Consider the following 25,720-nt stretch of genomic DNA (forward strand, 5'->3'; position numbering starts at 1 on the left):
CGGCTTTTACTGACCACCACCGCCCCGGGGCCTGCCGGCAGCGGCTGGGCGGGCGACCACTGCCCCCGCTTCCATCTCAACCAGCCGCACAGCTTGGTGGGGGGCGCCGGGTTGGCCCCCCGCCTCTTGCATGCCTGGCCGGCTATGGGCAAGCCCCGCAACCCGCGCGGTGGCGCTCGTACGGCCGGCTCACTGGGGCCCTCGCCGACCTCGGCGCGGCCGGCATGCGCACCCGCGCCTACCGGCCGCAGACGAACGGCAAGGTCGAGCGTTTCAACCGCACCCTGCTGGACGAACGGGCCTACCTGCGGCCCTACACCTCCAACGACGAGCGGACCGCCGCCCTGGCACACTTCCTCCACACCTACAACCACCACCGCTGCCACACCGCGACAGTTCTTGAGTAGCTCTCAAGAATCGTCACGAGATCCCGTTCAGCCGAGAGGCTGGGCGGGATCTCGGCGTTTGTGGGCTGTGTTCGAGACGGTGTCCGATTGCCCATCCCGGTTGCTCGGCTGGCCAGGGACGGGGTGAAGGGGATTCCTGGGGGTGGTTCGCGTGGATGCGACGCTTCCGGCCGTCTGGAGGCATGACCGCTCGCGGCTCGTGATGCCGGTTCTCAGGTGTTCGTTTGGATCATCCGTGTTCTTGGCGGCGGAGGCCGGCCGGAATGGGGCTGCGGTTCTCGTGGTAGTAGGCAGTGAGTCGGTGCCGACGCCGGTGAGTACGCTCAGTGTGCCGGTGGTCTGGTGCCAGCTGTGAAGGATTGCCAGATTCACGGAGCAGATCATCAAGGCGAGGAGGATCGCCTGGGCGACGCGTCCATGCGCGAGCCGCTTGGACGGGTCCGAGATGTTGATCCCGTGGGTCTCGGCGCGGCCGTTGAGCCCTTCGATGTTGGCCCGTTGGAGCCGGTAGACGTCCTGCCAGGAGGGGTGGAGGTAGTACCGGTCCTGACGGAACTTGTCGATCATGCCGAGGTCGCCGGGCCGGACGGTGATCGTGGGCCGCTGGCAGATTCTGGGCAGCTCGTTCTTGGGCGGAGGCGCACTGATGTGCTCGACGTCAGCGTCGGCGGGCAGGCTCATCGGGAAGCTCGGGCACCAGCCCACCGCCTCCGGGAACGGCCGCCTGCCACAGCCTGCCCATGCGGTCAGTGAGGTCCTGGAACTCCCGGAGAAGATCCCGCCGAGTGCAGCTCTCACGGTGAACAGGAACTGTCATGGCCAGTCACCTCTCCTCAGGCTGCTGGTTCGACAGCGAACCGCTGCAGTGCTTCTCTCTCTCGATTATCCAAAGTCCTCGTGCCACGCCAGGAGCTGCGGAAGGAGCCGTCAGCGGGGTCGGATTCGTTGCCTCCAGGAGCATCCGGGCGACGAGTTCGGGAGCGTCTGCCATCGGGACGTGGCCGCACCCCGGTAGCGTTACCAGTCGGGCACCGGGAATGGTGGCCTTGACCCGCTGGGCTTGCCAGCGCGGCAGTAGCCGGTCGCGGCTGCCCCATCCGATCGTCACCGGCACACCGGGGATGTCCCCGGTGAACAGGTGCGGTGCCCGTCCGGCGCGCAGTGTCTCCTTGAAGGCAGCGGCCTGCCGAAGCGTGCACAGTTCCGCGATCAGCCCCTCGGTCCCCTGGGAGATGAACCGGCCGTTGGGGGTGCCGGGCGAGCTCAGGCGCTTGGCCGGTGGAACGGGCGCCTTGGCAGCCTCAGGGAGCAGTCGCGCACCCTCCCGGGCCATGATCAGCACGGTATACGCGTACCGCCGCTCCGCCTCCGTCCAGAACCCGGCCGGCGCCAGGGCGGTCACCGTGCGCGCGGGCCCGTCCTGGCCCAGCCGTAGCGCGATCAAGCCTCCCAGGGAGTGGCCCACCACGTGGGTCGCTCGATCCCGAGGTTTGCGAACACCGACTCCATCCATGCCACGGTCGTCGTCAGATCGCGTGACAGCGAAGGGTGCAGGTCGGGTGACTCTCCGAAGCCCGGCAGGTCAAAGGCGATCGTCTCGTGCGCCTCGCTCAGGGGTCGGCCGTACGGGATGTAGCCGCCGACTGATCCACCGCCGTGCCCGCCGCCCTCATCAACGGGAGGGGTCAGTCGGACAGGTCGGGCTTGCCGAAGAGGACGGCATAGCTGGAGGGAAGCTGGCTGATGATCTGATTCAGTTCTCCCCCGGAGACGGCGTCCGCCACGGTGCTCAGGACCGCGCTGGCGTCCCACAAGGCGGTACGGGGTCGGGCGCCGGTACGTTCGGCGACGCGGCGGTCTAACTCTTCGATCCCGAAGTTCTCGGCCCGCCGGTCGCCTTCTCTGGTGAGTGGCTCCTGCAGGGGGTGGGGCAGCTGTGAGGCGAGGTCCTTGGCCTCGCCAGGGGTGATGCGGCTGGCCAGGACCTCGAGGACTGCCGCAGTGACCTGTGCGGTCCTCCTCTTGATCGGTGTATTCGCCGCGCTCGCGGACGCGGGCCACAAAGCCGTCGTACTTCATGGCAGTCCCTCCGTCCCCCACTGGGGGCGGCAGTCTCGGTGCAAGGAGGATCGACGCCATGGCCGAGACGCCCTTGCTCGACCGCAGCCGCTGGACGACGACGCTCGACGAGCTCACCGAAGCCCATGCCGGGGAACTCGTCAGCATTGAAGTGCTGGACCCGGAGATCGGCCACCAGTACGAAGCGGAGCGACTCCCCTTTTCGTACCTCAGCTACGACCCGAAGGACGACGTGGTGATCGTCGCCGTCGGTGGGCAGTCGTCGCAACATCCCGTGGTGCTACGGCACATGGTGCAGCACCCGAAGGAGATCGACGTCGCGACGGCGGACATCCCTGAGGCGGCCGTCCAGGTGCTGGACCAAGGGGGCACCGCGACCCTGATCAGCTTCTTCCCGTTCGCGTCGGGCGCAAAGGCCTGAAGCCGAGGCCGCCCGACCTGCCGATGGGTCGGCTGCCGGCTCGGCGAGGGGCGCTGCGACGGGAGAGCGGGTTGCCCGGAGCCGGTCGAGTCGTCCCGATAGGGAGATCGCATGGCTGCTCATGTGCGAGGCCCGGAGGGGTCTGAGAAGCAGCACGTCCGTGTCGTAGCCGTCGACGGGAGAGGTGTTCCACTCGCACTCGGCGGAGAGGTGACCGGTACGGCGGCCAGCGAGATCGAGGAGGTGATGCTCGACCCGGCTCTGCAGGATGTGAGCGAGTGGGTGGTCGACCTCAGCGAGGCGGAACGGCTGGATGCAATCTGCGCGTATGCCCTCGTCAGGCCCCTGCTGATGACGTCGTCGCCGGACGTCGTCGTGCGCGTCCGGGGTGCCCGCAAGCAGGCGCGTGAGGTCCTGCGCCACATCGGCGCCGCACATTTGATCACCATCGATTCCTAATGCCGTCTGTCAAGCCCCGAGGGCTGCGGGCGGCGTGAGCTCGTAGGCTCGTCCATCGCGCAGGAGGGCCCAGAGGACGTTGACGCGGCGGCGGGCGAGGGCGAGGACGGCCTGGGTGTGGCGTTTGTCCTCGGCTCGTTTGCGGTCGTAGAACCGGCGGGATGCCTCGCACCTTCGGATGCTGAACAGCGCGGAGGTGTAGAAGACGCGTTGGAGCCGTCGGCTGTATCGCTGTGGGCGCAGGAGGTTGCCGCTGATCTTGCCGGAGTCACGCGGGACCGGGGCGACGCCGCCGAAGCCGGCGAGGCGGGCGGGGGCCGAAGGCGGTCATGTCGCCGCCAGTGGCGGCCAGAAACTCGGCGCCGAGGATGACACCCAGGCCGGGCAAGCTGGTGATCACCTCGAAGTGCCGGTGGTCGCGAAACGGGGCCTCGATGAGCTTGTCGAGCTCGGCGACCTGCTGGTTGAGGGTAATCACCTGGTTCGCCAGGGTGTGCACCATCTGCGCGGTCAGCCTCTCCCCAGGGCAGGCTGGTGTGCTGGCGCCCGGCGGCCTGGACCGCGGTCTCGGCGAGCTGATCAGCGCGGACAACCTTGCGGTTTCGGAGCCAGGTCTCAAGGCGTTTGGCGCCGAGCCGGCGGATGGCCGCGGGAGATCCCGGACAACTGGGCCCGGAGTCGGTTGACGGTTCGGGTGCGGTCTGCGACGAGCTCCATTCGGCGGCCGGTGAGGAGCTTGAGGTCGATGACGGTTTCGTCGCCGACGCGTAAGGGGTGCAGGTCACGGCGGGTGCGGACCTGGTCGGCGATGACCGCGGCGTCCTTGGCGTCGGTCTTGCCTTCGCCGCGCTAGCTCTCGGAGGCGCGGTGGATGGCTCGGCCGGAGATGTAGCTCAGTGATGTCTTTCCATATCTTTCGATCGGATTTGTTCCAACGGTCTTTATGCTGCCCATGGGTAGATTCTTGACAAGACCACGCTCAAGTCTTATCCCGGTAGATGTGTGTACCGAGGACTGAAGGGAGTCCCTCGGGCGAGCGGTTGGCTTCCGCGCGTGAGGGCAGGCGCCGATTGCGCCGCGCTGCAGACCCATGCCGCGGTTAAGGGAATAAGGCACTTCAGCGTGGAGGGATGGCCATGGCCAAGGCTGTGGGTATCGATCTGGGTACGACGAACTCGGTGATCGCCGTCTACGAGAGCGGCCAGCCCAGGGTGATCACCAACGCCGAGGGCGGGCGCACTACACCGTCGGTTGTGGCGTTCAGCGACACCGGCGAGCGTCTCGTCGGGCAGATGGCCCGGCGTCAGGCCGTGCTGAACCCCGGTGGCACTGTCTATTCGGCGAAGCGGTTCGTCGGTCGGCGCTTCAACGAGATCACCACGGAGGCCGAGCAGGTCTCCTACGAGGTGGTCGCGGGCCCGGACGACGCCGCGCGGTTCTCGGTACGGGGGAAGTCGTACGCCCCCGAGGAGATCTCCGCCGCGGTGCTTCGCAAGCTCGTCGATGATGCCGCCAAGCAGCTCGGGGAGAAGATCACCCAGGCAGTGATCACGGTTCCGGCGTACTTCAACGACGCCCAGCGCCAGGCCACCAAGGACGCCGGCCGCATCGCCGGTCTGGAAGTGCTGCGGATCGTCAACGAGCCGACCGCGGCCGCACTCGCATACGGGCTGGACAAGAAGAAGCACGAGACCGTGCTCGTCTTCGACCTCGGCGGCGGAACCTTCGACGTCAGCATCCTCGACGTCGGTGACGGAGTCGTGGAGGTCCGCTCCACCGCGGGCGACACCCACCTCGGCGGCGACGACTTCGACCGTCGCCTGGTGGACCACCTGGCCGAGGACTTCCAGCGCCTGAACGGAATCGACCTGAGACGCGACCCGCAGGCCCTGCAGCGCCTCTACGAGGCGGCGGAGAAGGCCAAGGTGGAGCTCTCCAGCGCCGCGCAGACGCAGATCAATCTGCCGTTCGTCACGGCGGACGCGTCGGGCCCCAAGCACCTGACGACCACTGTGACGCGGGCGGTCTTCGAGCAGATCACCGCAGACCTGGTCGAGCGGTGCATGGGTCCGGTGAAGCAGGCGATGGCCGACGGCAAGGTCACCGCCGACGACCTGGACGAGGTCATCCTCGTCGGCGGATCGACCCGCATCCCGGCGGTGCAGACGCTGGTGCGCCGACTGACCGGCGGCAAGGACCCGAACATGTCGGTCAACCCGGACGAGGTGGTCGCCCTCGGCGCGGCCGTCCAGGCGGCGGTGCTCCAGGGAGAGGTCAAGGACGTCCTGCTGCTCGACGTGACGCCGCTGTCGCTGGGTGTGGAGACGCTCGGCGGGCTGATGACCAAGCTGATCGAACGCAACACGACCATTCCGACCCGGCGCAGCGAGGTGTTCACCACCGCCGACGACAACCAGCCGGCCGTGGACGTGGTCGTGCTGCAGGGCGAGCGCGAGCGGGCCGCGGACAACCGGGTGCTGGGCCGGGTGCGCCTGGACAACATCCGTCCCGCGCCCAGGGGTGTGCCGCAGATCGAGGTCACGTTCGACATCGACGCCAACGGCATCCTGAACGTGTCCGCCAAGGACAAGGACACCGGCGCCGAACAGAGCATCACCGTGTCCGGCAGCGGCACCCTGGACGAGTCCGAGGTCCAGCGGATGGTGCAGGACGCGGAGCGCAACCGGGCCGAGGACACCCGTATCCGCGAGCTGGTCGAGGCCCGCAACGAGCTCGACAGCGTCGCCTACCAGGTGGAACGGCGGCTCGTGGAGCTGGGAGACGCCATCCCCGTACACGAGAAGGCGCGGGCCGAGACGCTGGTCGCCGATGCGCGGCAGGCCGTCAAGGAAGAGGCTCCGCTGGACCGGGTGCGGTCCCTGACCGGAGATCTCCAGCAGGTCCTGCACGGGCTGGCAGCCGTAGGCACTGGCGGCCCCGGCGGTGCCGGTGGCGCCGGCGGAGGTACGGCTGGGCCTGGGCCCCAGGGTGGACCGGGCGGCGGACCGGCGGGCGCAGGTGGCGGGGACGACGTGATCGATGCGGAGTTCCGGCCCGACTGACACGCGGCGCTCCCGGAAACAGACGACGTGGCCGGAGACGAGTGGACGGGTGAGGTGATCATGAGCCACGAAAGGCCAGAGCGCACGCGCCCTGCGGAAGGCTGGGCGGAGGACGAAGCGGCCGACCGAGGCGCCGTGGAGGCAGCGGCGGCCGGAGCGGCCGCATCCGCCGCCGAGAACGCCGAAGCCTCGGAGGGCAAAGTGGCCGCTGGCAGCGACCGCGAGGCCGGCACGGACGGCCCGGCCGGCGGGCGTGGGGCGCCCGTGCTCCCCGAACTGGACGTGGAGGATTTGCGAGACCGCTGGCAGCGGGCGGTGGCGGAGACGGAGAACCTCCGCAAACGCTACGAGCGGCAGATGGACGACGTACGCCGTGCCGAGCAGGACCGGGTGACCGCCGCGTGGCTGCCGGTCGTGGACCACTTGGAGCTGGCACTGCAGCACGCCGCTGCCGATCCGAAGGCGGTCATCCCGGGGGTGGAGGCGGTGTGTCAGCAGGCGCACGCGCTACTGGCGCAGCTCGGCTACCGGCGGATCGCCGAGGTCGGCGAGCCCTTCGACCCCGCCGTCCACGAGGCGGCGCAAGTCCGGCAGGAGGCGGGTGCCGCGCCGGGCAGCGTCGTTCAGGTGCTGCGCGCCGGCTACGGCAGCGACCGTGGCCTGCTGCGCCCGGCGGTGGTGTCGGTGGCGGCCAAAGCGCAGGAGTGAGCTGCGAGCAGTGACGACGACAGGGATCGGTGGAGTAGTCGATGGCGAACTCGAACCGTGACTACTACGAGGTACTCGGTGTGGCCCGTGACGCGAGCGCCGAGGAGATCCAGCGCGCCTACCGCAACCTCGCCCGGCGCTGGCACCCCGACCTCAACAAGGATCCTGGAGCCGAGGAGCGGTTCAAGGAGATCAGTGAGGCCTACGAGGTCCTCTCCGACCCGGACAGCCGCGCCCGCTACGACCGGTTCGGACCGGCCTGGCGGCAGGCCCGCGAGGAGGCGGCGGCAGGGGCCGGCGGGCCCTTCGGCGCGGGTGGCGGCCGACGGGTGTACGTGAACACCGGCGGTGGCCCGGGCTTCGGCGGAGGCGGTTTCGGAGACCTCGGAGGCTTCGGCGGTGCCGGCGGTGTGGGCTTCGGGGACCTGTTCGGCGGCCTCTTCGGCGGCCGCGGCGGCGGTGGCCAGGGCGGTTTCGGCCGCATGCCGGGCGCCGACCAGGAGGCCGAGATCACCCTGAACGTCGAGGACGCCTACACCGGAGGCCGCCGGCGCATCACGCTCGACACGTCGGCCGGTCCGCGCGGTTACGAGGTGAACATCCCTCCCGGCGTCACCGACGGGCAGCGCATCCGCCTCGCCGGACAGGGCGGAACGGGCAGTAGTGGCGGTCCGGCCGGCGACCTCTACCTGATCGTGCGGCTGGCACCGCACCCCCGCTACCGCGTAGAGGGGCGCGACATCACCGTTGACCTGCCGGTCACACCGTGGGAGGCCGCGCTCGGCGCGTCCGTCCCCGTGGACACCCCGGGCGGCACCGCCAGAGTCGACCTGCCGCCGGGCTCGTCCAGCGGGCGCAAACTTCGGCTGCGCGGACGTGGCATGCCCAACCGGCGCGGGCTGCCAGGCGATCTCTACGCCGAGGTGAAGATCGTCGTTCCGGCCGAGCCGACGCCGACGGAACGGGACCTGTTCCAGCGTCTCGCCAAGGAGTCCGGGTTCGACCCCCGCAACCGCAGTGGAAGGGGATGAGCACACGTGGCGCAGGATCCGAGCCGATACCCACTCGCCCGCGTGGTCGCCACCTACCGTGCCGGCGTCACGATCGAGGCGTTCGCCGCTGCCACCGGCCTGCACCCGGAGCTGGTACGCCGCTACGTCACGCTGGGTCTCCTCGATCCCGACACCGACCCTGACGGCCGGCTGTGGTTCGGCACGGCGCAGCTGACGCGAGTGGCCCGCATCCACCGGCTGCGTGCGGGCCTGGGCCTGAACTACGCCGCCCTCGGAGTCGTACTCGACCTGCTGGACCGTGTCGAAGAGCTCGAGGCCGCGCTTTCCCGGCGCGGCAGCGGCTTCGGCAGGAGGTGAACCGCCGTGGACATGAACCACCTCACGCAGAAGTCACAGGAGGCACTGCAGGACGCCCAGACCAAAGCACTGCGCTTCGGCCACGTCGAGGTCGACGGTGAACACCTCTTGCTGGCCCTGCTCGACCAGGGCGAGGGCCTGATCCCCCGCCTGCTGACAGCCGCCGGCGTCGGTCCCGACCAGGCCCGCACCGCGGTGGAGGCCTTGCTCGAACGCCGCCCGAGCGTGTCGGGACCGGGTGCCGGGCCCGGCCAGGTCTACGTCTCCCAGCGGCTGGCCCGCCTCCTCGACGCTGCCGAGCAGGACGCCAAGCGGCTCAAGGACGAGTACGTCTCCGTCGAGCACCTGCTGCTGGCACTCCTGGAGGAGGGCTCCGGCGGCGCGGCCGGGCGGATCCTGCACGAACAGGGCCTGAACCGCGAGAAGTTCCTCGACGCCCTCACCTCCGTACGCGGCAACCAGCGGGTGACCTCCGCCATGCCCGAGGTCACTTACGAGGCGCTGGAGAAGTACGGTCGCGACCTGGTCGCCGAGGCGCGTACCGGCAAGCTCGACCCCGTCATCGGGCGGGACACCGAGATCCGCCGCGTCGTGCAGATCCTCTCCCGCAAGACCAAGAACAACCCCGTCCTGATCGGCGACCCCGGCGTCGGCAAGACCGCCATCGCAGAGGGGCTCGCACAGCGCATCGCGCACGGGGACGTGCCCGAGGGGCTCCGCGACAAGTCCGTCTTCGCCCTCGACCTGGGCTCCCTGGTCGCGGGCGCGAAGTACCGCGGCGAGTTCGAGGAACGGCTCAAGGCAGTCCTCCACGAGGTCACCGCGGCCGAGGGACGCATCCTGCTGTTCGTCGACGAGATGCACACCGTCGTGGGCGCGGGCGCCGCCGAGGGCGCCATGGACGCCGGGAACATGCTCAAGCCACTGCTCGCGCGCGGCGAGCTGCACATGATCGGCGCCACCACGCTGGACGAGTACCGCAAACACGTCGAGAAGGACGCGGCACTGGAGCGCCGCTTCCAGCCCGTCATGATCGACGAGCCGAGCGAGGAAGACGCCGTCTCCATCCTCCGCGGCCTCCGGGAACGCCTGGAGGTCTTCCACGGCGTGAAGATCCAGGACGGAGCCCTGGTCGCCGCTGTCACCCTCTCCCACCGCTACATCTCCGACCGGTTCCTCCCCGACAAGGCCATCGACCTCGTCGACGAGGCGTGCGCCATGCTGCGCACCGAGATCGACTCGATGCCCGCCGAACTCGACCAGCTCACCCGGCGGGTACGCCGCCTGGAAATCGAGGACGCGGCCCTCGCCAAGGAAGACGACCCCGCCAGCCGGACCCGCCTCTCCGAGCTGCGCAAGGAACTGGCCGACGCCCGGGCCGAGGCCGACGCCCTGCGCGCCCAGTGGGAGGCCGAACGCCAGGCCCTGCGCAAAGTGCAGGCGCTGCGCGAGGAACTCGAACACGTACGGTACGACGCCGAGGAGGCCGAACGCTCCTACGACCTCAACCGCGCGGCCGAACTCCGCCACGGCCGGCTGCCCGAACTCGAACGGCGGCTCACGGCCGAAGAGGAACAGCTCGCCGCCAAGCAGGGCGGCCGGCGGCTGCTGCGCGAGGTCGTCACGGAGGACGAGATCGCCTCGATCGTCGCCCGCTGGACCGGCATCCCGGTCAGCCGCCTGCTGGAGGGCGAGCGGAAAAAGCTGCTGCGCCTCGACGAGATCCTCCACGAGCGGGTCATCGGCCAGGACGAGGCGGTCCAGCTGGTGGCGGACGCGGTCATCCGTGCCCGCTCCGGCGTGAAGGACCCCCGTCGGCCGATCGGCTCGTTCCTCTTCCTCGGCCCCACCGGCGTCGGCAAGACCGAGCTGGCCCGCACGCTGGCCGCGGCCCTCTTCGACACCGAGGACAACATGATCCGCCTCGACATGAGCGAGTACCAGGAACGGCACACGGTCAGCCGTCTGATGGGCGCCCCGCCCGGGTACGTCGGCTACGAGGAAGGCGGCCAGCTCACCGAGGCCGTACGCCGCAAGCCGTACTCCGTGGTGCTGCTGGACGAGGTGGAGAAGGCCCACGCCGACGTCTTCAACACCCTGCTCCAGCTACTGGACGACGGGCGCCTCACCGACGCGCAGGGCCACACCGTCGACTTCCGCAACACCGTAGTGGTGATGACCAGCAACATCGGATCGCAGTACCTGCTCGAAGGGGTCACACCGGACGGGGAGATCAAGGAGGAGGCACGCGCGGCGGTCATGGCCGAACTGCGCGCCCACTTCCGCCCGGAGTTCCTCAACCGCGTCGACGACGTGGTCCTCTTCAAACCGCTGACACTGCCGGAAATCGAACGGGTCGTGGACCTGCTGACCGAGGACCTGCGCCACCGGCTCGCCGACCGCCGCCTGGACCTCCGCCTCACCGAAGAGGCCCGCCGTCACATCGCGGCCGAGGGGTTCGACCCGGTGTACGGAGCCCGGCCCCTGCGCCGCTTCATCCAGCGCGACGTCGAGACCCGCATCGGACGCGCCCTGCTGGCCGGTGACATCCCCGACGGTTCCACCATCACCGCCGACGCCAGGGAGGGGCACTTGGTCATCGAAACCACCCCCGCGTCGCAAGCCGCGCCGGAGACCACGAGGTGACCGTGTCCCATGGCACGGGTCCTGGTGGAGGACACCGACATCGTCGTACGCATGTCGTGGCGGGAGAGGCTCCTCACGCGCCGCCGCCATGAGGTGCGCGTGCCGCTCTCCACCCTCCGTCGGGTGTACGTCCAGCCCGACTGGTGGCGTGCACTACGGGGTACTTGCGGCCGAGGAGCCTGGATCGCGGCACGGCGATGCGCTGGCGTCCGGCATGTGGGGCAGACGCAGGTTCAGCCGTCTCGCGGTCTCGGACCCGAACCCGCAACAGCCACTGCGAGCCCTGGAACCGCACGTCCCGCACAGCCTCATATGACAGCGTATGTCGAAGACTCCGCGCACGTTCCGGCCGGGAGCTCGCTGGATGGCGGGCCTCCGCCACCCATGAAGGTCGCCGACCTGCGGATCGGGCAGGCGCGGGCGGCATCGGCTTGGGCGACGATGCCGACCAGGCGGTGGCCGTCGATGACGGGCAGGCGCCGTACCTTGTGCTCCCTCTTGGTGCGCAGGATCTCCTGCGCGTCGTCGTCGGCCCCCATGGTGACGGCCTCTCCCTGAGCCAGGTCTCCGGCCCTCACTCCGGCGGAGTTCTTGCCGGCGCCCAGCACCTTCACGACGATGTCGCGGTCGGTGAGCATGCCCTTGAGTTTGTCGTCGGTGCCACACACGGGCAGCGCTCCGACGCCGAGCTCGGTCATCTTCTTCGCGGCGACCAGGACCGTCTCCTGGGCGCCGATGCACTCGGCGCCGCCCGCCATGATTCCCGTGCTGTGGTCACCAGACCGGTTGGTCCTCTCGACGCTTCGGCCGGGCCCATTGCCCGGCTGGTGAGATGGGCGGGGCGGACCCCTGGGTGGTCCGCCCCGGGAGATGCCGGATCAGGTGTGCAGGAGGCTGTTGGCTCCGTCGTGGCCGTCGGCGTGATGCTCGTCGAACCAGTAGTCGCCCGCCGCCAGGTAGCGGAATGCATGCACGCTCTTGGCCGGAAGCCGGACCGTGACGGCGCGCGTGCCGTCGCTCCGGGGCTCCAGGGTGTGGGCGCCGGGCTTCCATTGGTTGAAGTCACCGACAACGCTGACCGGCCCGGGCGGGACATCGGCGGGCAGGACAAAGGTGACCTGAGCACCGTCCTTTAGCTGCTTGCGTTCGATCATGACGAAGGGCTCCTGGGAAAGGCCGGATGTTTCGGCTCATCCTGCGGCCCCTGCCAAGCAGACGCACCTGACCACGGCCGCGCGGCCCACCGGCTTCACCCGCCCGGCACACGAGTGCAGGAGTACGGATCGGCGTCAGCGGGATCCGCCTACCCGAGGCGCAGGTGCTCGCTCTACCCGGCCGTCGTGGCGGCGGCACCCTGCCGCTGATCTCGGGCCCGCTCCTGGATCAAGCGTCGGAAGCCGACCAGAGCACCATGCCGTGCGGCATACGAATCGCCGTCCTCCGCTGGCAGACCGGCGACCAACGCATGAGGTGCTGGGGCTGGGTTGCCAGCCCACCACCAGGACGCGAAGGCCGCTGGGCGCCGGTCGGCGAGTGCTGTGACGGTCTTCCGTGTGATCGCGAGGTGTTCGACGTGGATTCCGGCCTCCCGCAGCCCGGCCTGAAGCTCGCCGATCCGGGTGCGGAGGTGATCGGCTGGGGCCCGGGCGGCGTCCTCCTTCCCGTCGACCCCGCAGCACAAGGGTCGCCCGTCCGCGGTGTTGGACACGTTGGTTCCGGTCGCGAATCGCCGGTCACGCTGGGCACGACGGCGGTGAAGTGGTTGGCGGCCGAGGACGAGCAGTAGACGCACTGGTGCACGTTCAGGTAGCGACCGGCGCGCGAATTCGCCGCGCGACGGCCAGGGCCACGGCCCCGGCCGGGGCGGACAAGGCCGTGTCCACGCCCCATCCCGCTGGGGATCCCGGGGCCGCGCAGCCGCCCGTCCGACTCCGAGGGTCCGCCGAGCGGATGACGTCTGCGGTCGCCGGCCGATCGGAGCCCGGGGGTTGCGGGTACCTGGAACCGGGGCAGACGGCCGTCGGTCTCATCCTCTGCCTAGGCAACCCGACTGTTCTGTACCTGTTGTTATGGGGCCATGACGCGGTCGAGGGCGGCGGGCAGTACTTCACCGTTCGGTGATGTGGACGGTGCTGCGCTCCTGTTCGGCGAGTGCTTCGGGTGGCGCCGCGCTGCGACCGGCGGCGGGCCCGGGGCCCGTCGGTCGGTCCAGGCCTGGAGGGCCTGGATGTGGGGCTGGTTGGTCCAGTAGACGCCCCGGACGAGCGGCTGCACGAGTTCCTCGGGAAGGGCGACGACCAGCCGGCCGGTGAGTACGGCCGGCTGATGGCGCCGGACACGCCCGTGAGGGGTGGAGTGGTGCTGGCTTGGGCCGGGCCGGCTGCGGGTGGGTCGCGCTGCCCTGGCCGGACAGCCTCCGCGGGACGCCGCCGCCGGGGTCGAATTCAAGGACGGGGCGTATCCGAAAAAAGACCTGCGTGTGATGCGTGCCTTGTGGCCGCGTGGCGCTGAGTTGAGAAGAATCGCGATCTTCTATCAGCGGACGAATGTGTCCGATCGGATCAGGCGTTTCCGCCGGTCACTGCTTGATGTTCCACACCCACGTCTGGTTGGCGGCCGGGCGGCAGTCCCAGATCTGCACGCCCGCCCCGTTGTGGGTCTGCCAGTCGGTGACGTCGAGGCACAGGGCCGGTCCGCCGTTGAACCGTTCGCCCACGATCAGGTCGGGGTTGCGGTCGGTACGGCTCCAGCGCTGGTTGGGACTGCCGTTGCAGTCCCACTGGTTGACGTGGGCGCCGTTGATCCTGGCCAGGTTGCCGATCTGGAGGCACTTGCCGCTGTGGACGTTCCTGATGGCGTAGCGGGTCTGGTACGTACGGTCCACGACCATTCGCCACTGCTGGTTCGGCTGACCGGTGCAATCCCAGAGCCGGGCGGGCGCCGCGTTGTCGGTGCGCCAGTCAGCGATCTCCAGGCACTTGCCGGAGACGTGCATCGGCCGGATCTCGTACGCGTAGTCGTGGTTGGGGACCGGGTTGGCCCTCGCCGGTCCCGCCGCGAGGGTGAAGGCGGCGGAGGCTGCGACGAGTACGCCGAGCGTCCGGCGGGCGGGAGGGAAGCGGTCGAGCATGAGTTCTCCAAGAGGGGTAGGGGGTGGGCTAGCGGGCGCCGTCATCCGCGGTGCGGCCGGGCCAAGTCCCCGAACAGGTCCCAGCGCACCTTCGGCCTGGGCAGTGCCCGGCGTTCCAGATAGCGGTCGGTGGAGCGCCTGGCCCGTCGCAGGACCGTCACCGCGTCGCGGGCCGAGCCCGAGCCCATGGGCTCCACCACCTGCGACGGCACCAGTACGAACTCCCCTGCCATCCGCCGCAGTTCTCCCCGCACAAGGGCGTTGTACATACGGTTCAGCAGTGCGTCGTGCCGGTGCACCAGGAGCGAGGCCGGGCCCGGTACGACGGCGCAGTGGGACGGTATGACGATCCGGTACCCGGCAGGTCCCGCGACGGTCCGGGTTCTGGCCAGCACGGGCGCGCCGGCCGCATCCCGGGCGGCCAGGACGGCCGTCGGGAAGCTGCCCAGCTGGGCGGCGCCCGGCAGCGCGGCAGCGGCCGCGGAGGCCTGCGCCGTCGGCACCGCCAGTTCCGCAAGGGGCAGCCGGACGTCCACGCGCTCCGGCTCAACGGTGATCAGCAGCCGCAGGTAGTACCAGTCCATCAGCGGCCGCATCGGAGCCCGGACGTACCCCCGGCTGTGCGGCTGGCGTACGAACAGCATGCTCCAGTAGTCCTCGGCTCCCTGGGGCCCCGTCATGATCTCGTCGGGGCACGCGGCGCGGCCGCTGACGGCGATCTGCGGGGCGGGGTCGAGCCCGCTGCCCGTCGGATCGGAGAAGAGCAGGGCGACCCTGCCGTCCCGGCGGATGTTGAACGCCTTCTGCGCGAACGCGAGGGAGGTGGTCAGCAGCAGCGTGCCGTCCGGCCTGCGCTTCACCGCCGTCGGCCAGGCAGCCGGGGTGCCGTCCTTGCCCAGGGTGGCGAACTCGCAGGTGCGGTAGGCGTCCAAGACGTCGAGCGGCGCCGACGCGAGGACGCTCACTGGGCTGCCCCACCGTCAAGCGGGGCGCGCAGGGTGCGGCACGCGGCGGCGTACTGGCGCCTGCCGAAGGCCCGCCACATCAGGCGGCCGATCAGGGGTGCCCTGTCCAGGAAGTAGGCCCGCTCCTGCGGGTCCGTGTCCTCGAGGAGAGCGCCGAGGGCCAGCAGGAGCTTGTCCTTGGGAACCGTCTCCATGCCCCGGCGGCCCACCGCGTCCCACTCGGCAACCGACAGGTGCTCCTCGACCAGGGGCAGGACCAGCCGCTCCTCGTCGTCGAGGTGCTCCAGGAGAGCGCACCGGTGCTCCTCCAGAGCCCCTGCGAGCTCCTCGGCAGCCGCCCGGCCGGGGCTCCGCTGCCAGGCGGGCGCTCGGTCGGTGACCTCGGCCAGGCTCCGGTCGATCCGAGCGTGCTGCTCCTCCATGCGCACGACGATGTCCGTGCCCTCGGCGACCGCCTCGGCCCGCCCGCGCAGCAGCGGCCAGATCGTCTCGTCCTCGACGGTGTGGTGGTGGTGGAGCCCGGTGACGTACTCGGCCAGGTGCGCGCCGACGATCGCGGCCCGCTCCGTCGCGCCTTCGGGCACGGCCCGCACCAAGCGGGGAAGCAGGGCCGACTCGCGCCGGAAGACGCGGTGCACGACGACCATCTCGTGGGTGTACGGGCGCCCGGGGGAGGGGCTGGGGGTGCTGCTGTGGGACACGCTCGAATGCTCCGGGTGATCGATGGCGGAACGGGCGGGAGCAGCGTGCCGAGCGCCGCTTGGCGTTCACTGCGCCCCCACTTGGCGGTGGCTTGGCGGGCACGCGGAGTCCGTGCCTCCGACGCTGCCGCCCCGACGTTCCGTCCCTCCCTCAAACACCCTTTGAGCAGGTACGTTTACCCGTCGTCCAGTGATCGTTCCAGTCATCTCCGGTAGATTCGCCGACGTGTTGCGCATACGAGTGCTGGGCCCCCTGGAAGCCGAGTCGCAAGGCAGGCCGGTCCCCCTGGGAGCCCCCCGGCAGCGGGCCGTGCTCGCCGGGCTGCTCGCCGCCCGGGGCGCGGTGGTCTCGGTCGACCGGCTCGCCGAGGATCTGTGGCGCGGCACTCCGCCCGCGAAGGCCACCGCCTCCCTGCACGCCTACGTGTCCAACCTGCGCCGCCTCCTGGAACCGGAGCGGCCGCCGCGCGCCCCCGCCGGTGTGCTCGTCACCTGTGCGCCGGGATACGCCCTCCGGCTGCCGGACGAGGCCGTGGACGCCTGGCACTTCGAATCCCGGCTGGAGCAGGCCCGGCGGGCCGCCGCCCCCCGCTCCCGGGAGCTGCTGGCCGAGGCGCTGTCCTGGTGGCGGGGCCCGGCCTTCCAGGAACACGCCGACGAGGAATGGGCCGCACCCGAAGCAGCCCGGCTGACCGCCCTGTTGGCGGACGCCCGCGAGCTCGCCGTCGCGGCCGACTTGCGCGCCGGGCCCCCGGCCGAGGCCGCGCGGGCGGCCGCCGCCCTCGTCGCGGCGGAGCCGCTGCGCGAGGAGGGATGGCGGCTGCTCGCGCTCGCGCACTGGGCCTGCGGGCGCCAGGCGGATGCGCTGGCCGTGCTGCGCCGCGCGCGGGCCGTGCTACGGGAGGAGCTGGGCTGCGATCCGTCGCCCGTCCTGACCGGCGTCGAGCAAGCCCTCCTGGAGCAGCGCCTGGACGTCCTGCGCGCCGGGACGTCACCGGGCACCGACCCGTCCGGCGGCCTCGACGTGTCGCACGCGGCCGGTGTGCCTGTAGCTGCTGCCGAGGTCCGGACGCCGCCGCCGGGGACGGCCGGGGCCGAGGCCGGCCGGCCGTTCCTCGGGCGGGCCCGGGAATTGCGCACCGCCGAGGCCGCCGCCCGCGCCGCGCGTGCGGGCGGAGGGCTGATGCTGGTCACCGGAGAGGCGGGGGCCGGGAAGTCGGCCTTCCTCGCCCGGTTCGCCGACCGGCTGGCCGGTGACGGCTGGACGGTGGTGGTCGGACGCTGCCCCGAATACGAAGGGGCGCCCCCGGCCTGGGCCTGGGTCGAGGCACTCGGCGCACTCGCCCGCCAGGCACCCGCCGCCCCGGCCGAACTGGCGGTCCTGCTGCACGAACCGGACGCGGCACCCGCCGCCACCCGGGACGAGGCCACGGTCGGCCGCTTCCGCATGCACCGGGCGTTCGCCGCCTGGCTCTCCGCCGCGGCCGACGGCAGGCCGCTCGCCGTGCTCCTGGAGGACCTGCACCGGGCCGACGGGGAGACGCTGGCGCTGCTGGAGGCAGCCGCCGCGGTCACCGGCGTGCCGCTCCTCACCGTCGGCTGCTACCGCCCGGCGGAGGTCGGCGACCGGCTGGCGAAGACCCTCGCCCAGCTCGCCCCTCGGACCCCGCACCGGATCGCGCTGGGCGGGCTTCCGGCCGACGCCGTCGCCACCGTCGTCGCCGCGGTCTGCCGCACCCCCGCTTCGCCGGACACCGTGGCCGCGATCGCCGCGCGCACCGGCGGCAACCCGTTCTACGTGTGGGAGAGCGCCCGCCTCCTGGACAGCGAAGGCGCCCTGGTCGCCCTGTCCGAGGTCCCCCAGGGCGTCCGGGACGTCCTGCGCCGGCGGCTGGCCCTGCTGCCCGACGCCGCGCTCGCCGCCCTGCGCCTGGTGGCCGTCATGGGCGCGGACACGGACGCGGCGCTGCTGGTGGAGGCGGCCGACACGGATGAGGAAACGGTCCTCGAAGGGCTCGACGCCGCGCTCGCCGCCGACCTGCTCACGGAGCCGGGCCCGGGCCGGGTCGGCTTCGTGCACGCCCTGGTGCGCGACACCGTCTACACCGACCTGACCGGCGTGCGCCGCGCCCGGCTGCACGACCGCGTCGCCGCGGTCCTGCGCCGCCACCGCCCCGACGACCTGGCGGCGCTGGCCCACCACTTCGCCCGCTCCGGCCGGTCCGTGAACGCCCCGCTCGCCGTGGACTACGCCCTGCGCGCGGCCGAGCAGGCGGAACGCAGGTACGCGCACGACGTGGCCGTCGGGCTGCTCGCGCAGGCACTCGACGTGCACGCGGCGGCCACCGCCGACCCGTACGCCGACCCCGACGCGAGTATCGCCCTGCTGGTGCGCCTGCTCGGCGCCCAGGTCCGCGCCGGCGCCACCGACGCGGCGCGCCACACTCGGCAGCGGGCCGCGGACCTGGCGGTACGGGCCAACCGTGACGACCTGGTCGCCGCGGTCTACGGAGCGTGGACCGAGCCCTCGCCCTGGCGCACCCGGCTGGAAGGGCTCTTCGACCGGACGGCGCTGGCCCGGCTGGAGCGGCTCGCCGGGGACCGGGCGCTGGACGAGGCGACCCGGGCCCGGGTGCTCCAGGTGCTGGCGGACGCGGTGGCCGGCGAGGACGCCGCGCGCGCCCGTGAGGCGGCCGACGCGCAGCTGGCGCTCGCCGACTCCTCAGGGGAGCCCCGGCTGCTGGCCTCCGCCCTGATGACCTCGGCCAAGCTGCTGCCGCACGAACGGCAGGCCGGGGCGCGGGACCCCCTCGTCGCCCGGCTGCGCCTCCTCGCCGCCGAGCACGACCTGCCCGCGTACCGGTGGGTGTGCGAGCACCTGGACGCCATGACGGCCGCCACCCGCAACGACCCGGCGGGTGTCCGCCGTCACACGGGGGAGGGGCTGCACCTCGCCGACCGGTACGGCATGCTCTGGGCGCGCGGCATCAACGTCACCACCCGGGCCATGCTCGCCGCCGTCGAGGGACGGTTCACCGAGGCGGAGGAGCGTTACGCCCAGGCCGACGAGCTGTTCCGGCGGGTGGGCGCGCACCACGCGAACGGTCCGCGCACGCTGGGCCTGTGGACGATCCGGTTCACCCAGGGGCGGACGGCGGACATCGAACGCAGCGTCCGCGAGGTGCACGAGGCGGTCGGCGCGCCGGTGGCCGTGGCGCACGCCCTCCTCCTGGCCCGCCAGGGCCGGCTGGACGAGGCCCGCGAGATCCGCTTCCCGGCCCTGCCGGTGACGGACCACCTGTACGGCGTCGAACTGGACTACCGCAGCGAACTGGCCGTCCTGTGCGGGGACACCATCACGGCCGGCCTGCTGGCCGGGCATCTGCTGCCGCTCCAGGACCAGTTCGGGGGCGCGGCGGGCGCGGCCTACGCCACCCGGCCGCTCGCCCACCCGCTGGGGGACCTGTACCGCCTGCTCGGCGAGGAGGCGGCGGCGGCCGACGCGTACGCGCGCGCCGAACGCGTCGCGCTGGCCTGGAACTCCTCCCTGCACGCGGCATTCGCCCGCCGTGCCGCCGCGGAACTGGCCGCGGCACGGAGGCGACGCCGCGTCTTCGTGCCCTGACGGGCCGGCACATCTCAGGTGTCTCCAGGAGGGACCATGGCATTGAGGACCGGGGTCGCCGAACGGGACGAGTGGTCGGCCCGATGAAGGTCGTCGAGTGTGCACGGCCTCACGCGAGCTTCTCGCCTACCTGGAAGGCCGAAATCCATGACGTACGCATCGGTTCGCCAGCCCAGCCCAGCCCAGCCCAGCCCAGCCCAGCCCAGCCCAGCCCAGCCCAGCCGCCCGGCCTCGGCGGTCATTCAGAGGCCTGCACCGGGCTTATCTCGACGACGGCCGCACCCTCGCCTACGCGTACGACGCCGCGGGCCGCCGCACCGGCCGGACCACGCCGACGGGCGCCACCGCCGACTGGTCGTACGACGACGCGGGCCGTCGCGACGCCCTGACCACGGCGGGGCGGCGGATCGGCTTCACCCACGACGCGGCGGGCCAGGAGCTCACACGTGCGTACGGCAAGGTGACCTTGAGCAGCGGCTGGGACGCGGTGGGGCGGCTAACCGGCCAGTTGCTGACCAGCTCCGACGAGCGGGTCCTCCAGCGCCGCGGGTACACCTACCGGGCCGACGGGGCTCTGACGGCGATCGATGACCTTCTGGCCGGCCCGCGGACCTTCGACCTCGACCCGCGCGGCCGGGTGACGGCGGTGCACGCCGAGAACTGGACGGAGCGGTACGCGTATGACGAGGCGGGCAACCAGGCCTCCGCCTCGTGGCCCGGCTCCCACCCCGGCGGCCAGGACGCCACGGGCCCCCGCACCTATGAGGGCACCCGCCTGCTCACCGCAGGCCGGGTGCGCCACGAGTACGATGCCCTGGGGCGGGTCGTGTTGCGCCAGAAGGTTCGGCTCTCCCGCAAGCCTGACACCTGGCGGTACGAGTGGGACGCCGATGACCGCATCACGGCCGTGACCACCCCCGACGGCACGCGCTGGCAGTACACGTACGACGCGCTGGGCCGGCGCACGGCGAAGGAGCGGATGACGGCCGACGGACAAGGCGTAGCCGAACGTACGGTCTTCACCTGGGACGGGAACGTGCTGTGCGAGCAGAGCACCGCCACAGCAGACGCCAGCCACAATGTCGTCGTGACCTGGGACCACCGGGGCCTTACGCCGCTGGCGCAGACCGAGCGAATCCTGATGGCTGGTCAGGAGGGTCAGGAAGTGGTGGACGATCGGTTCTACGCCATCGTCACCGACCTCGTCGGTGCGCCCACCGAACTTGTTGACGAGCGGGGCCGGCTGGCCTGGCGCAGCCGGTCGACCCTGTGGGGGTCCACGGCCTGGAGCCGGGACGCGACCGCCTACACCCCGCTGCGTTTCCCCGGCCAGTACTTCGACCCCGAATCGGGCCTGCACTACAACTACTTCCGTACATACGACCCTGAGACCGCCCGCTATCTGAGCCCGGACCCGATGGGCCTCGCGCCAGCCACCAACCCGTCGGCGTATGTCGCGAACCCGCACCAGTGGTGCGACCCGTTCGGGCTGGCTCCTTACTCGGACGGTGACCGGGCGGCGCAGGGCGTCGACCACCAGCTCAACGAGGCGGAGAGCGGCAAGGTGAACCACTACCTGTCAGGCATCGGGGGGCGACGATGTGAAGCTGGAGAAGTACCTGCTGAGCCAGCTGCGCGGACCGGCCAACTATGTGGATGACGCATCAGGGGCGCGGATCATCATCGACCGCAGCCTCAGGGATGCCGCTGGAAACCCGGTGGTGGTCATTCGCCAGGACCATATGATCCACGCCTACCACGTCGAGGAGAAGGACATCTCGAACTACATCACTCCGCGAGACGGCAAAGATGCGGCGAAGTGGCGAACCCCGAGGCCGGAGGAAGTGTATGAGTAGCGAGGACCCCAGGGCGCAGCAGTGGCCGGGCTACCGCGCGAAGCCGTCCTGTGACCCTGGCCAGAGCTTTGTGTTCCCCGCCCCGGTGCCGGCGGACCTGTGGGCGCTCGGACAGGAGGTCCGGGCGGCCGACTGGCCGGTGCGGCTGGCCTTCCGCACCTCGAGGATCGCGCTGCTGGACACCCTGTGTCACTGGCAGACCCTGCGCGCGCTGGCCTATGTACATGCGCTGGCCGCCCAGGCTGCGGATGCGCAGCTGCTGAGCGACCTACGGGTGACCCCAGGGCAAGAGACGGCCAACGATCCGGCGCTGCCAGAACTCCTGGAGCGACTGGAGCGCTATGCCCTGGCCCTCCCCCCGGACATCGTCGACGCGGTCGCCAGCGATGGCGGCAGGCTGCTCGCGGACAACCGGTTCGCGGCGTCCGTAGTGGCCGCTGGGCTCACCGCCGACTCCGGCCCGGCGGACACGGACGAGGCCGTGTCCCGCGCCGTGGTGCTCTCCAGCTACTGGTACGAGACACCGGCCCAGCGCGGCGGGCTCGCGCTGGCATGGAGCGCCAACGTGTTCGTCCACTCCTGGCTGTGGTGGTCGGCCCGCTTCACGTACGGCGACCCGGCGGGCGGCATCGGCATCACCTCGGATCCCCGCTCGGCCCGCCCGTCACCGTCCGCGCTACCTGCCTGGGCGGCCCCCCTGCTGGACCGCGCGACCCAATGACTGCTAGGTGATGAGGTTCCGTGGGCCATCACACCGGCCGCAGGACGGCCTGCCACGGTGTCTGTGGGCAGCCTGCGAGCGCTCACCGGCGGCGGGGCCGGTGAGAGGTCAGAAGCGGACCCAGCCGCTGGATGACGACGGTTCGCTGGGGGCCCGACGTGAGGTTTGGTGCGGTAGTACACGGTCACCAGCAGAAACCCGGTCCGTCAACGGAAGGCACCACGGCCGACCCCCGCCAGGACCGTTCCCGCCCCGTTCACGCACCACCTTGACCAGCTTGGCGACCGGCCCATCCGCAAGCCAGTGAACGTCTCCACCCAGACTGGCTCAGCCCGCAAACACTGTCGGGCTGCGTGAGGACATCGAGCGCCGCCATCGTCTTGACCGGCACCGCGCGGTCGGTGGCCAGCCGACACGTTTGCCTCGTGGGCGGTGGGAGCCCGTCCGCGGGTGCGGCCGTCCAGGGCTCAGGAGGTGCGGCGGGCGCCGCCGCCAGCGGCGATCGCGGGTCTGCGGTGTGTGGGAATGGCGCTCAGGTCGACATCGGGGATCGGTCGTAGCTAGGCAGAGGTGGCCCACGTTGCGTATTCGACGGGCTCGGCGCCGCCGCCGACGGCTGTCTGCCAGAGGGGGACGCCGATGCGGTACATCCACAGACCCGATTCGAGTTGCTGGCGTCCGTAGAGCCGTACGCGCTCGATCTCCTGCCTGTCGGGCAGGAGAAGCGTGATCGGTACGGGCGGTGGTGCGGGGTCGGTCACGGTCAGGGGCGGGCGAGCTGCTCCTGCCGGGCCTGCTGGCACGGCTTGCAGAGGGGGTTCCCACCAACCCCGTAGCGGCATGTGGGCTGGTGGCACCGAGCACAGGGTCCGGTTTCGCTGGAGGGGCCGATGTCGATGTCCAGGCAGAGCGGGTCGTACAGGTTGTCGGACTCCGTCGCGTACTGCACCAGGTCGGTGTGCAGCAGGTACGTCCGCGGGTCGGCGAGGGCCGCGGCGGACACCGGGCCGAACGGACCCTGTCGGCGGTCCAGCGTCTCGGGCATGTCCGGTGCCACAGGTGCGGTCATGGAAGGAACACCGAACCGCGGCCGGGCGGTGTTCCGGCCCCGCCGGCAGCGGGACGGGCGACGGGACCCGTCCGCCGTGGCGCGTGCGCGGCGGAGGTCCGGTACGCACGGGCGGAGCGGCCCCGTCCCCGGCACGGGCGGATCCGTGCGCGGCGCCCCCGACCCCCTGCCCGCCGCGCGTGCCGGCCGCCCGCCGCAGCCCCGTCAACCGGGGGCCGCGGCGTCATCCCCAGGACCCGCAGGGTCGCCCGGGGGGCCGGGTGGGGCGCGGATCCCAGTGCTGGTGGGGCGTGCAGGGCGGCGGGGTGCCGGCTGAGCGCCGGTACGGGCGCCCCGCTGCGCCGAAGCCACCCCTGGTCGGTGTCACCATGCGTCCCGAACAGCGGCTCATGCGACGAGAGGTTTGGAACGTGGCGCCTCAGGCGACCGGGAACCCCACCCGGCAGCTCTCCGACGGGCAGCGGAAGAACACCCCCCATACCCCCGATACCCCCGACACCGGCGTCCCCGGCACCGCCGACGGCCTCGACGTTCCCGGCATCACCGCCGACGGCCCTGCGGGCCCGCCCCGGTCCGCGGCCCCCCGTACGGACACCGAACTCCTCATCGCCGCTTCCGTACTGCTCGCCGACGCCGCCCTCGCCGCCAGGCAGGCCGGAGCCGACCTCACCGGAGCGCTGACCGAGGGCCGCTTCGCCCTGCAGGCCCTGCGCCGCCCCACCTGGGCCATCGGCGCGGCGCTGTCCTGCGTACGCGCCCTGACCAGCCCGGCCGGTCTCGGCTTCGGAGCCAACGGCGGCATCATCGGCGAACTCGCCCGCATCGCGGGCAACCTGACCCGTCGGAGGCCCGCATCGGTCGCCATGGCGGTGGACGCCTTCGCCCTGCGCATCGAGGCGGCCACCGTGACCCACCCCAACCTGGACGCCGCCCACGCCCGCCGTCTCACCGGCGCCGTCGTCGCAGGGGACCGGCTGGAGGCCCTCCGCGCCCTGCACGCCCTCGTGGAACGGCTCGGCGTCACCCGCGCCCTCACCACCGTCAGCCCCGTGATCATGGAGCTCCTCGCGCTGATCGGCCTGCTGGACGAGAACCCGGTCAACGACGACTTCTCCTGGGTCACCCTCGCGGGCGGCGTCCCCACGACCGACCCGTTCCTCGGCCTGCCCAGCTCCCTGCTCAAGTACCTCAACCCCGGCCCCGGCCGCGCCGAACGCGCCGACCCGGACCCGATCCTCGCCAAGGTCCTCGGCTCCTCCCGCAACGACATCGTCAGCTACATCAACGACATCGGCGCCCTCGGCAACCACGGCCTGGTCCTCCTGCGCCGCGTCGCCTGCACGGACGGCGCGGTACGGCACGTGCTGCTCCTCCCCGGAACCAGCTTCGCCCTGCTCAGCAACAGCACCCCCCAGGACCTCGTCGGCGCCTTCGACGGCTGCCTGCGCACCGACACCACCTACACCCGGGCGGCGAAGAAGCTCCTGCGCCGGGCCGGCGTGCCGGCGGGATCGGAGCTCATGCTGGTCGGACACAGCCTCGGGGGCCTGACCGCCATGAACCTGGCCGCCGATGTCGACGTCGCCTCCGAGTACCGGGTCACCCATGTGGTCACGCTCGGCTCCCCGATCGACAGCAAGCGGCCCGCCGACCACACCACCCGGGTCGTCAGCCTGGTCAACAAGCACGACGTCATCCCGATGCTGGACGGCCGCGGGCCGGCCTCGCCCCACGACATCCCCGCCAGCTGGGTGGAGCTGGCCTGGCTCGACGAGTCGTACGACTACCCGCTCTCGCACGCCCCGCAGGCCTACTCGGACAGCCTGCGCGGCGAACTGGCCCACTACCGCAAGCAGGTCAACGAGCTGATCCGGTGCTACGACGGCGAGATCACCGCCAACCAGCCGTACATGCTGCGCGACAAGTGACCCCCCACCCCGTGCCGGTGCCCGGGTACGTGCCCGTGTGCGGGCCCGTGCCTCCGCGTGACCCGAGGGAGAACGCCCCCCGATGACCACCCCCGCCACCGCCTGGCCCCTGGAGAACGCAGTGTTCAGCGCGGCCATGCTCGCCCACCGCCTGCCCTGGGCGGACGCGCCAGCCCGCGCCCTCGGCCTGCACTCCCTCACCCGCGAAGGCGCGGCCCGCGGGGTCCTCGCGCACCTGCGCCGCAGCCGTTCCGGGCGCCCCGTGCGGCTGCGCACCCCGTTCGGCTCGTTCCTCGTCCCCCTCGGCGCGGCCGACACCGCCGGACTCCTCGCCGAGGGCGCTGCGTCGGACGCACTGGGCCCTGCCATCCGGCTCGACGCGGCCGGCCGCAGGCACGGCCTGTACCCCCACGTCCCGCTCCCGCCGGACGCCGCGCCGTCCGCGGCGGCCTTCGCCGGACCTCTGGCCGAGGAGCTGGAGCGGCTGGCCGCCGCCCGGCGGGACGACCACGTCCTGCCCTGGGAGGTCTGGCGGCCCGGCCTGCTGCGGGCCGCCCGCCGGGTGGTGGCGGG

General features: G+C 71.6%; 20 protein-coding genes and 6 pseudogenes. 15 read left to right on the forward strand and 11 right to left on the reverse strand.

Features of this window, described 5'->3' with window-relative positions; translation table 11 throughout:
* Nucleotides 1–227: 227 nt before the first annotated feature.
* Nucleotides 228–407: pseudogene (locus AB0F11_RS24875) on the forward strand (integrase core domain-containing protein); the annotation flags it as partial.
* A gap of 27 nt (nucleotides 408–434) precedes the next feature.
* Here AB0F11_RS24875 and AB0F11_RS24880 read toward each other — a convergent pair.
* The 3 genes and pseudogenes from AB0F11_RS24880 to AB0F11_RS24890 all read right to left on the reverse strand — a co-directional run bounded on the left by AB0F11_RS24880 (nucleotide 435) and on the right by AB0F11_RS24890 (nucleotide 2,486).
* A complete protein-coding gene (locus tag AB0F11_RS24880; protein WP_362177704.1) occupies nucleotides 435–1,088 on the reverse strand; it encodes a hypothetical protein in 654 nt (217 codons plus the stop codon).
* Nucleotides 1,089–1,230: 142 nt separating this feature from the next.
* A pseudogene (locus tag AB0F11_RS24885) lies at nucleotides 1,231–1,944 on the reverse strand (alpha/beta hydrolase); the annotation flags it as partial.
* A 148-nt stretch (nucleotides 1,945–2,092) separates the two neighbouring features.
* Nucleotides 2,093–2,486 (reverse strand): annotated as a pseudogene (locus AB0F11_RS24890) (DUF2267 domain-containing protein).
* Between the two features lie 58 nt (nucleotides 2,487–2,544).
* On the opposite strand from AB0F11_RS24890, the gene AB0F11_RS24895 reads away from it, so the two are divergent.
* Nucleotides 2,545–2,907, forward strand: coding sequence for a DUF5335 family protein (locus AB0F11_RS24895; protein ID WP_362177707.1), 363 nt, complete (start codon nucleotides 2,545–2,547; stop codon nucleotides 2,905–2,907).
* A 210-nt stretch (nucleotides 2,908–3,117) separates the two neighbouring features.
* Nucleotides 3,118–3,366, forward strand: a complete 249-nt coding sequence (locus AB0F11_RS24900; protein WP_362177710.1) for a hypothetical protein — start codon at nucleotides 3,118–3,120, stop codon at nucleotides 3,364–3,366.
* A 9-nt stretch (nucleotides 3,367–3,375) separates the two neighbouring features.
* Here AB0F11_RS24900 and AB0F11_RS24905 read toward each other — a convergent pair.
* Nucleotides 3,376–4,263, reverse strand: a pseudogene (locus AB0F11_RS24905) (IS110 family transposase); the annotation flags it as partial.
* A 239-nt stretch (nucleotides 4,264–4,502) separates the two neighbouring features.
* Here AB0F11_RS24905 and dnaK point away from each other — a divergent pair.
* Genes dnaK through clpB form a run of 5 tightly spaced genes read left to right on the forward strand, consistent with a single transcriptional unit; the run spans nucleotide 4,503 to nucleotide 11,152 of the window.
* Nucleotides 4,503–6,428, forward strand: a complete 1,926-nt coding sequence (gene dnaK / locus AB0F11_RS24910; RefSeq protein ID WP_362177713.1) for a molecular chaperone DnaK — start codon at nucleotides 4,503–4,505, stop codon at nucleotides 6,426–6,428.
* Nucleotides 6,429–6,455: 27 nt separating this feature from the next.
* A complete protein-coding gene (locus tag AB0F11_RS24915) occupies nucleotides 6,456–7,136 on the forward strand; it encodes a nucleotide exchange factor GrpE (RefSeq protein ID WP_362177716.1) in 681 nt (226 codons plus the stop codon).
* Nucleotides 7,137–7,177: 41 nt separating this feature from the next.
* Nucleotides 7,178–8,167, forward strand: coding sequence for a DnaJ C-terminal domain-containing protein (locus AB0F11_RS24920; protein ID WP_362177719.1), 990 nt, complete (start codon nucleotides 7,178–7,180; stop codon nucleotides 8,165–8,167).
* A 42-nt stretch (nucleotides 8,168–8,209) separates the two neighbouring features.
* On the forward strand, nucleotides 8,210–8,506 hold the full coding sequence (locus tag AB0F11_RS24925; RefSeq protein ID WP_362177722.1) for a chaperone modulator CbpM: 297 nt from the start codon (nucleotides 8,210–8,212) through the stop codon (nucleotides 8,504–8,506).
* A gap of 6 nt (nucleotides 8,507–8,512) precedes the next feature.
* Nucleotides 8,513–11,152: an ATP-dependent chaperone ClpB gene (gene clpB, locus AB0F11_RS24930; RefSeq protein WP_362177725.1), complete on the forward strand. Its 2,640-nt coding sequence runs from the start codon at nucleotides 8,513–8,515 to the stop codon at nucleotides 11,150–11,152.
* 308 nt (nucleotides 11,153–11,460) lie between these two features.
* Here the strand turns inward: clpB and AB0F11_RS24935 are convergent, their stop codons facing one another.
* Nucleotides 11,461–11,910: a CBS domain-containing protein gene (locus AB0F11_RS24935; protein ID WP_362177728.1), complete on the reverse strand. Its 450-nt coding sequence runs from the start codon at nucleotides 11,908–11,910 to the stop codon at nucleotides 11,461–11,463.
* Between the two features lie 120 nt (nucleotides 11,911–12,030).
* The gene (locus AB0F11_RS24940) at nucleotides 12,031–12,306 is read right to left on the reverse strand and encodes an isoamylase early set domain-containing protein (RefSeq protein ID WP_362177731.1); all 276 of its coding nucleotides are present in this window, start codon (nucleotides 12,304–12,306) and stop codon (nucleotides 12,031–12,033) included.
* Nucleotides 12,307–12,725: 419 nt separating this feature from the next.
* Here AB0F11_RS24940 and AB0F11_RS24945 point away from each other — a divergent pair, with 419 nt between their 5' ends.
* Complete coding sequence (locus AB0F11_RS24945) at nucleotides 12,726–12,938, forward strand: hypothetical protein (RefSeq protein ID WP_362177734.1); 213 nt, start codon at nucleotides 12,726–12,728, stop codon at nucleotides 12,936–12,938.
* 792 nt (nucleotides 12,939–13,730) lie between these two features.
* Here the strand turns inward: AB0F11_RS24945 and AB0F11_RS24950 are convergent.
* From AB0F11_RS24950 to AB0F11_RS24960, 3 genes are read right to left on the reverse strand one after another with little or no spacing between them, the layout of a single operon-like run.
* Nucleotides 13,731–14,282, reverse strand: coding sequence for an RICIN domain-containing protein (locus AB0F11_RS24950; protein WP_362177737.1), 552 nt, complete (start codon nucleotides 14,280–14,282; stop codon nucleotides 13,731–13,733).
* A gap of 41 nt (nucleotides 14,283–14,323) precedes the next feature.
* Complete coding sequence (locus AB0F11_RS24955; RefSeq protein WP_362177739.1) at nucleotides 14,324–15,247, reverse strand: pyridoxamine 5'-phosphate oxidase family protein; 924 nt, start codon at nucleotides 15,245–15,247, stop codon at nucleotides 14,324–14,326.
* Complete coding sequence (locus AB0F11_RS24960; RefSeq protein WP_362177742.1) at nucleotides 15,244–15,948, reverse strand: hemerythrin domain-containing protein; 705 nt, start codon at nucleotides 15,946–15,948, stop codon at nucleotides 15,244–15,246. Before AB0F11_RS24960 ends, AB0F11_RS24955 begins: the two co-directional genes overlap by 4 nt.
* 226 nt (nucleotides 15,949–16,174) lie before the next feature.
* Here AB0F11_RS24960 and AB0F11_RS24965 point away from each other — a divergent pair, with 226 nt between their 5' ends.
* The 4 genes and pseudogenes from AB0F11_RS24965 (at nucleotide 16,175) to AB0F11_RS24980 (ending at nucleotide 22,150) form a co-directional block, all read left to right on the forward strand.
* Nucleotides 16,175–19,573, forward strand: a complete 3,399-nt coding sequence (locus AB0F11_RS24965; RefSeq protein WP_362177745.1) for a BTAD domain-containing putative transcriptional regulator — start codon at nucleotides 16,175–16,177, stop codon at nucleotides 19,571–19,573.
* 265 nt (nucleotides 19,574–19,838) lie between these two features.
* Nucleotides 19,839–21,071: pseudogene (locus tag AB0F11_RS24970) on the forward strand (RHS repeat-associated core domain-containing protein); the annotation flags it as partial.
* 103 nt (nucleotides 21,072–21,174) lie between these two features.
* Nucleotides 21,175–21,429: a hypothetical protein gene (locus AB0F11_RS24975; protein WP_362177748.1), complete on the forward strand. Its 255-nt coding sequence runs from the start codon at nucleotides 21,175–21,177 to the stop codon at nucleotides 21,427–21,429.
* Nucleotides 21,422–22,150, forward strand: a complete 729-nt coding sequence (locus AB0F11_RS24980) for a hypothetical protein (protein WP_362177763.1) — start codon at nucleotides 21,422–21,424, stop codon at nucleotides 22,148–22,150. Before AB0F11_RS24975 ends, AB0F11_RS24980 begins: the two co-directional genes overlap by 8 nt.
* Nucleotides 22,151–22,317: 167 nt before the next feature.
* On the opposite strand, the pseudogene AB0F11_RS24985 reads toward AB0F11_RS24980, so the two are convergent.
* Together AB0F11_RS24985 and AB0F11_RS24990 are read right to left on the reverse strand one after the other, a co-directional pair.
* Nucleotides 22,318–22,443, reverse strand: a pseudogene (locus AB0F11_RS24985) (IS5/IS1182 family transposase); the annotation flags it as partial.
* A gap of 470 nt (nucleotides 22,444–22,913) precedes the next feature.
* Complete coding sequence (locus AB0F11_RS24990) at nucleotides 22,914–23,219, reverse strand: hypothetical protein (protein ID WP_362177751.1); 306 nt, start codon at nucleotides 23,217–23,219, stop codon at nucleotides 22,914–22,916.
* A gap of 410 nt (nucleotides 23,220–23,629) precedes the next feature.
* Here AB0F11_RS24990 and AB0F11_RS24995 point away from each other — a divergent pair, with 410 nt between their 5' ends.
* A complete protein-coding gene (locus AB0F11_RS24995; RefSeq protein WP_362177753.1) occupies nucleotides 23,630–25,147 on the forward strand; it encodes a lipase family protein in 1,518 nt (505 codons plus the stop codon).
* A gap of 82 nt (nucleotides 25,148–25,229) precedes the next feature.
* Nucleotides 25,230–25,720: hypothetical protein (locus AB0F11_RS25000; protein ID WP_362177756.1), on the forward strand; the 491-nt coding region annotated here is incomplete at its 3' end.

Source organism: Streptomyces sp. NPDC032472 (genome assembly GCF_040636955.1).
In the GTDB taxonomy this organism is placed as follows: domain Bacteria; phylum Actinomycetota; class Actinomycetes; order Streptomycetales; family Streptomycetaceae; genus Streptomyces.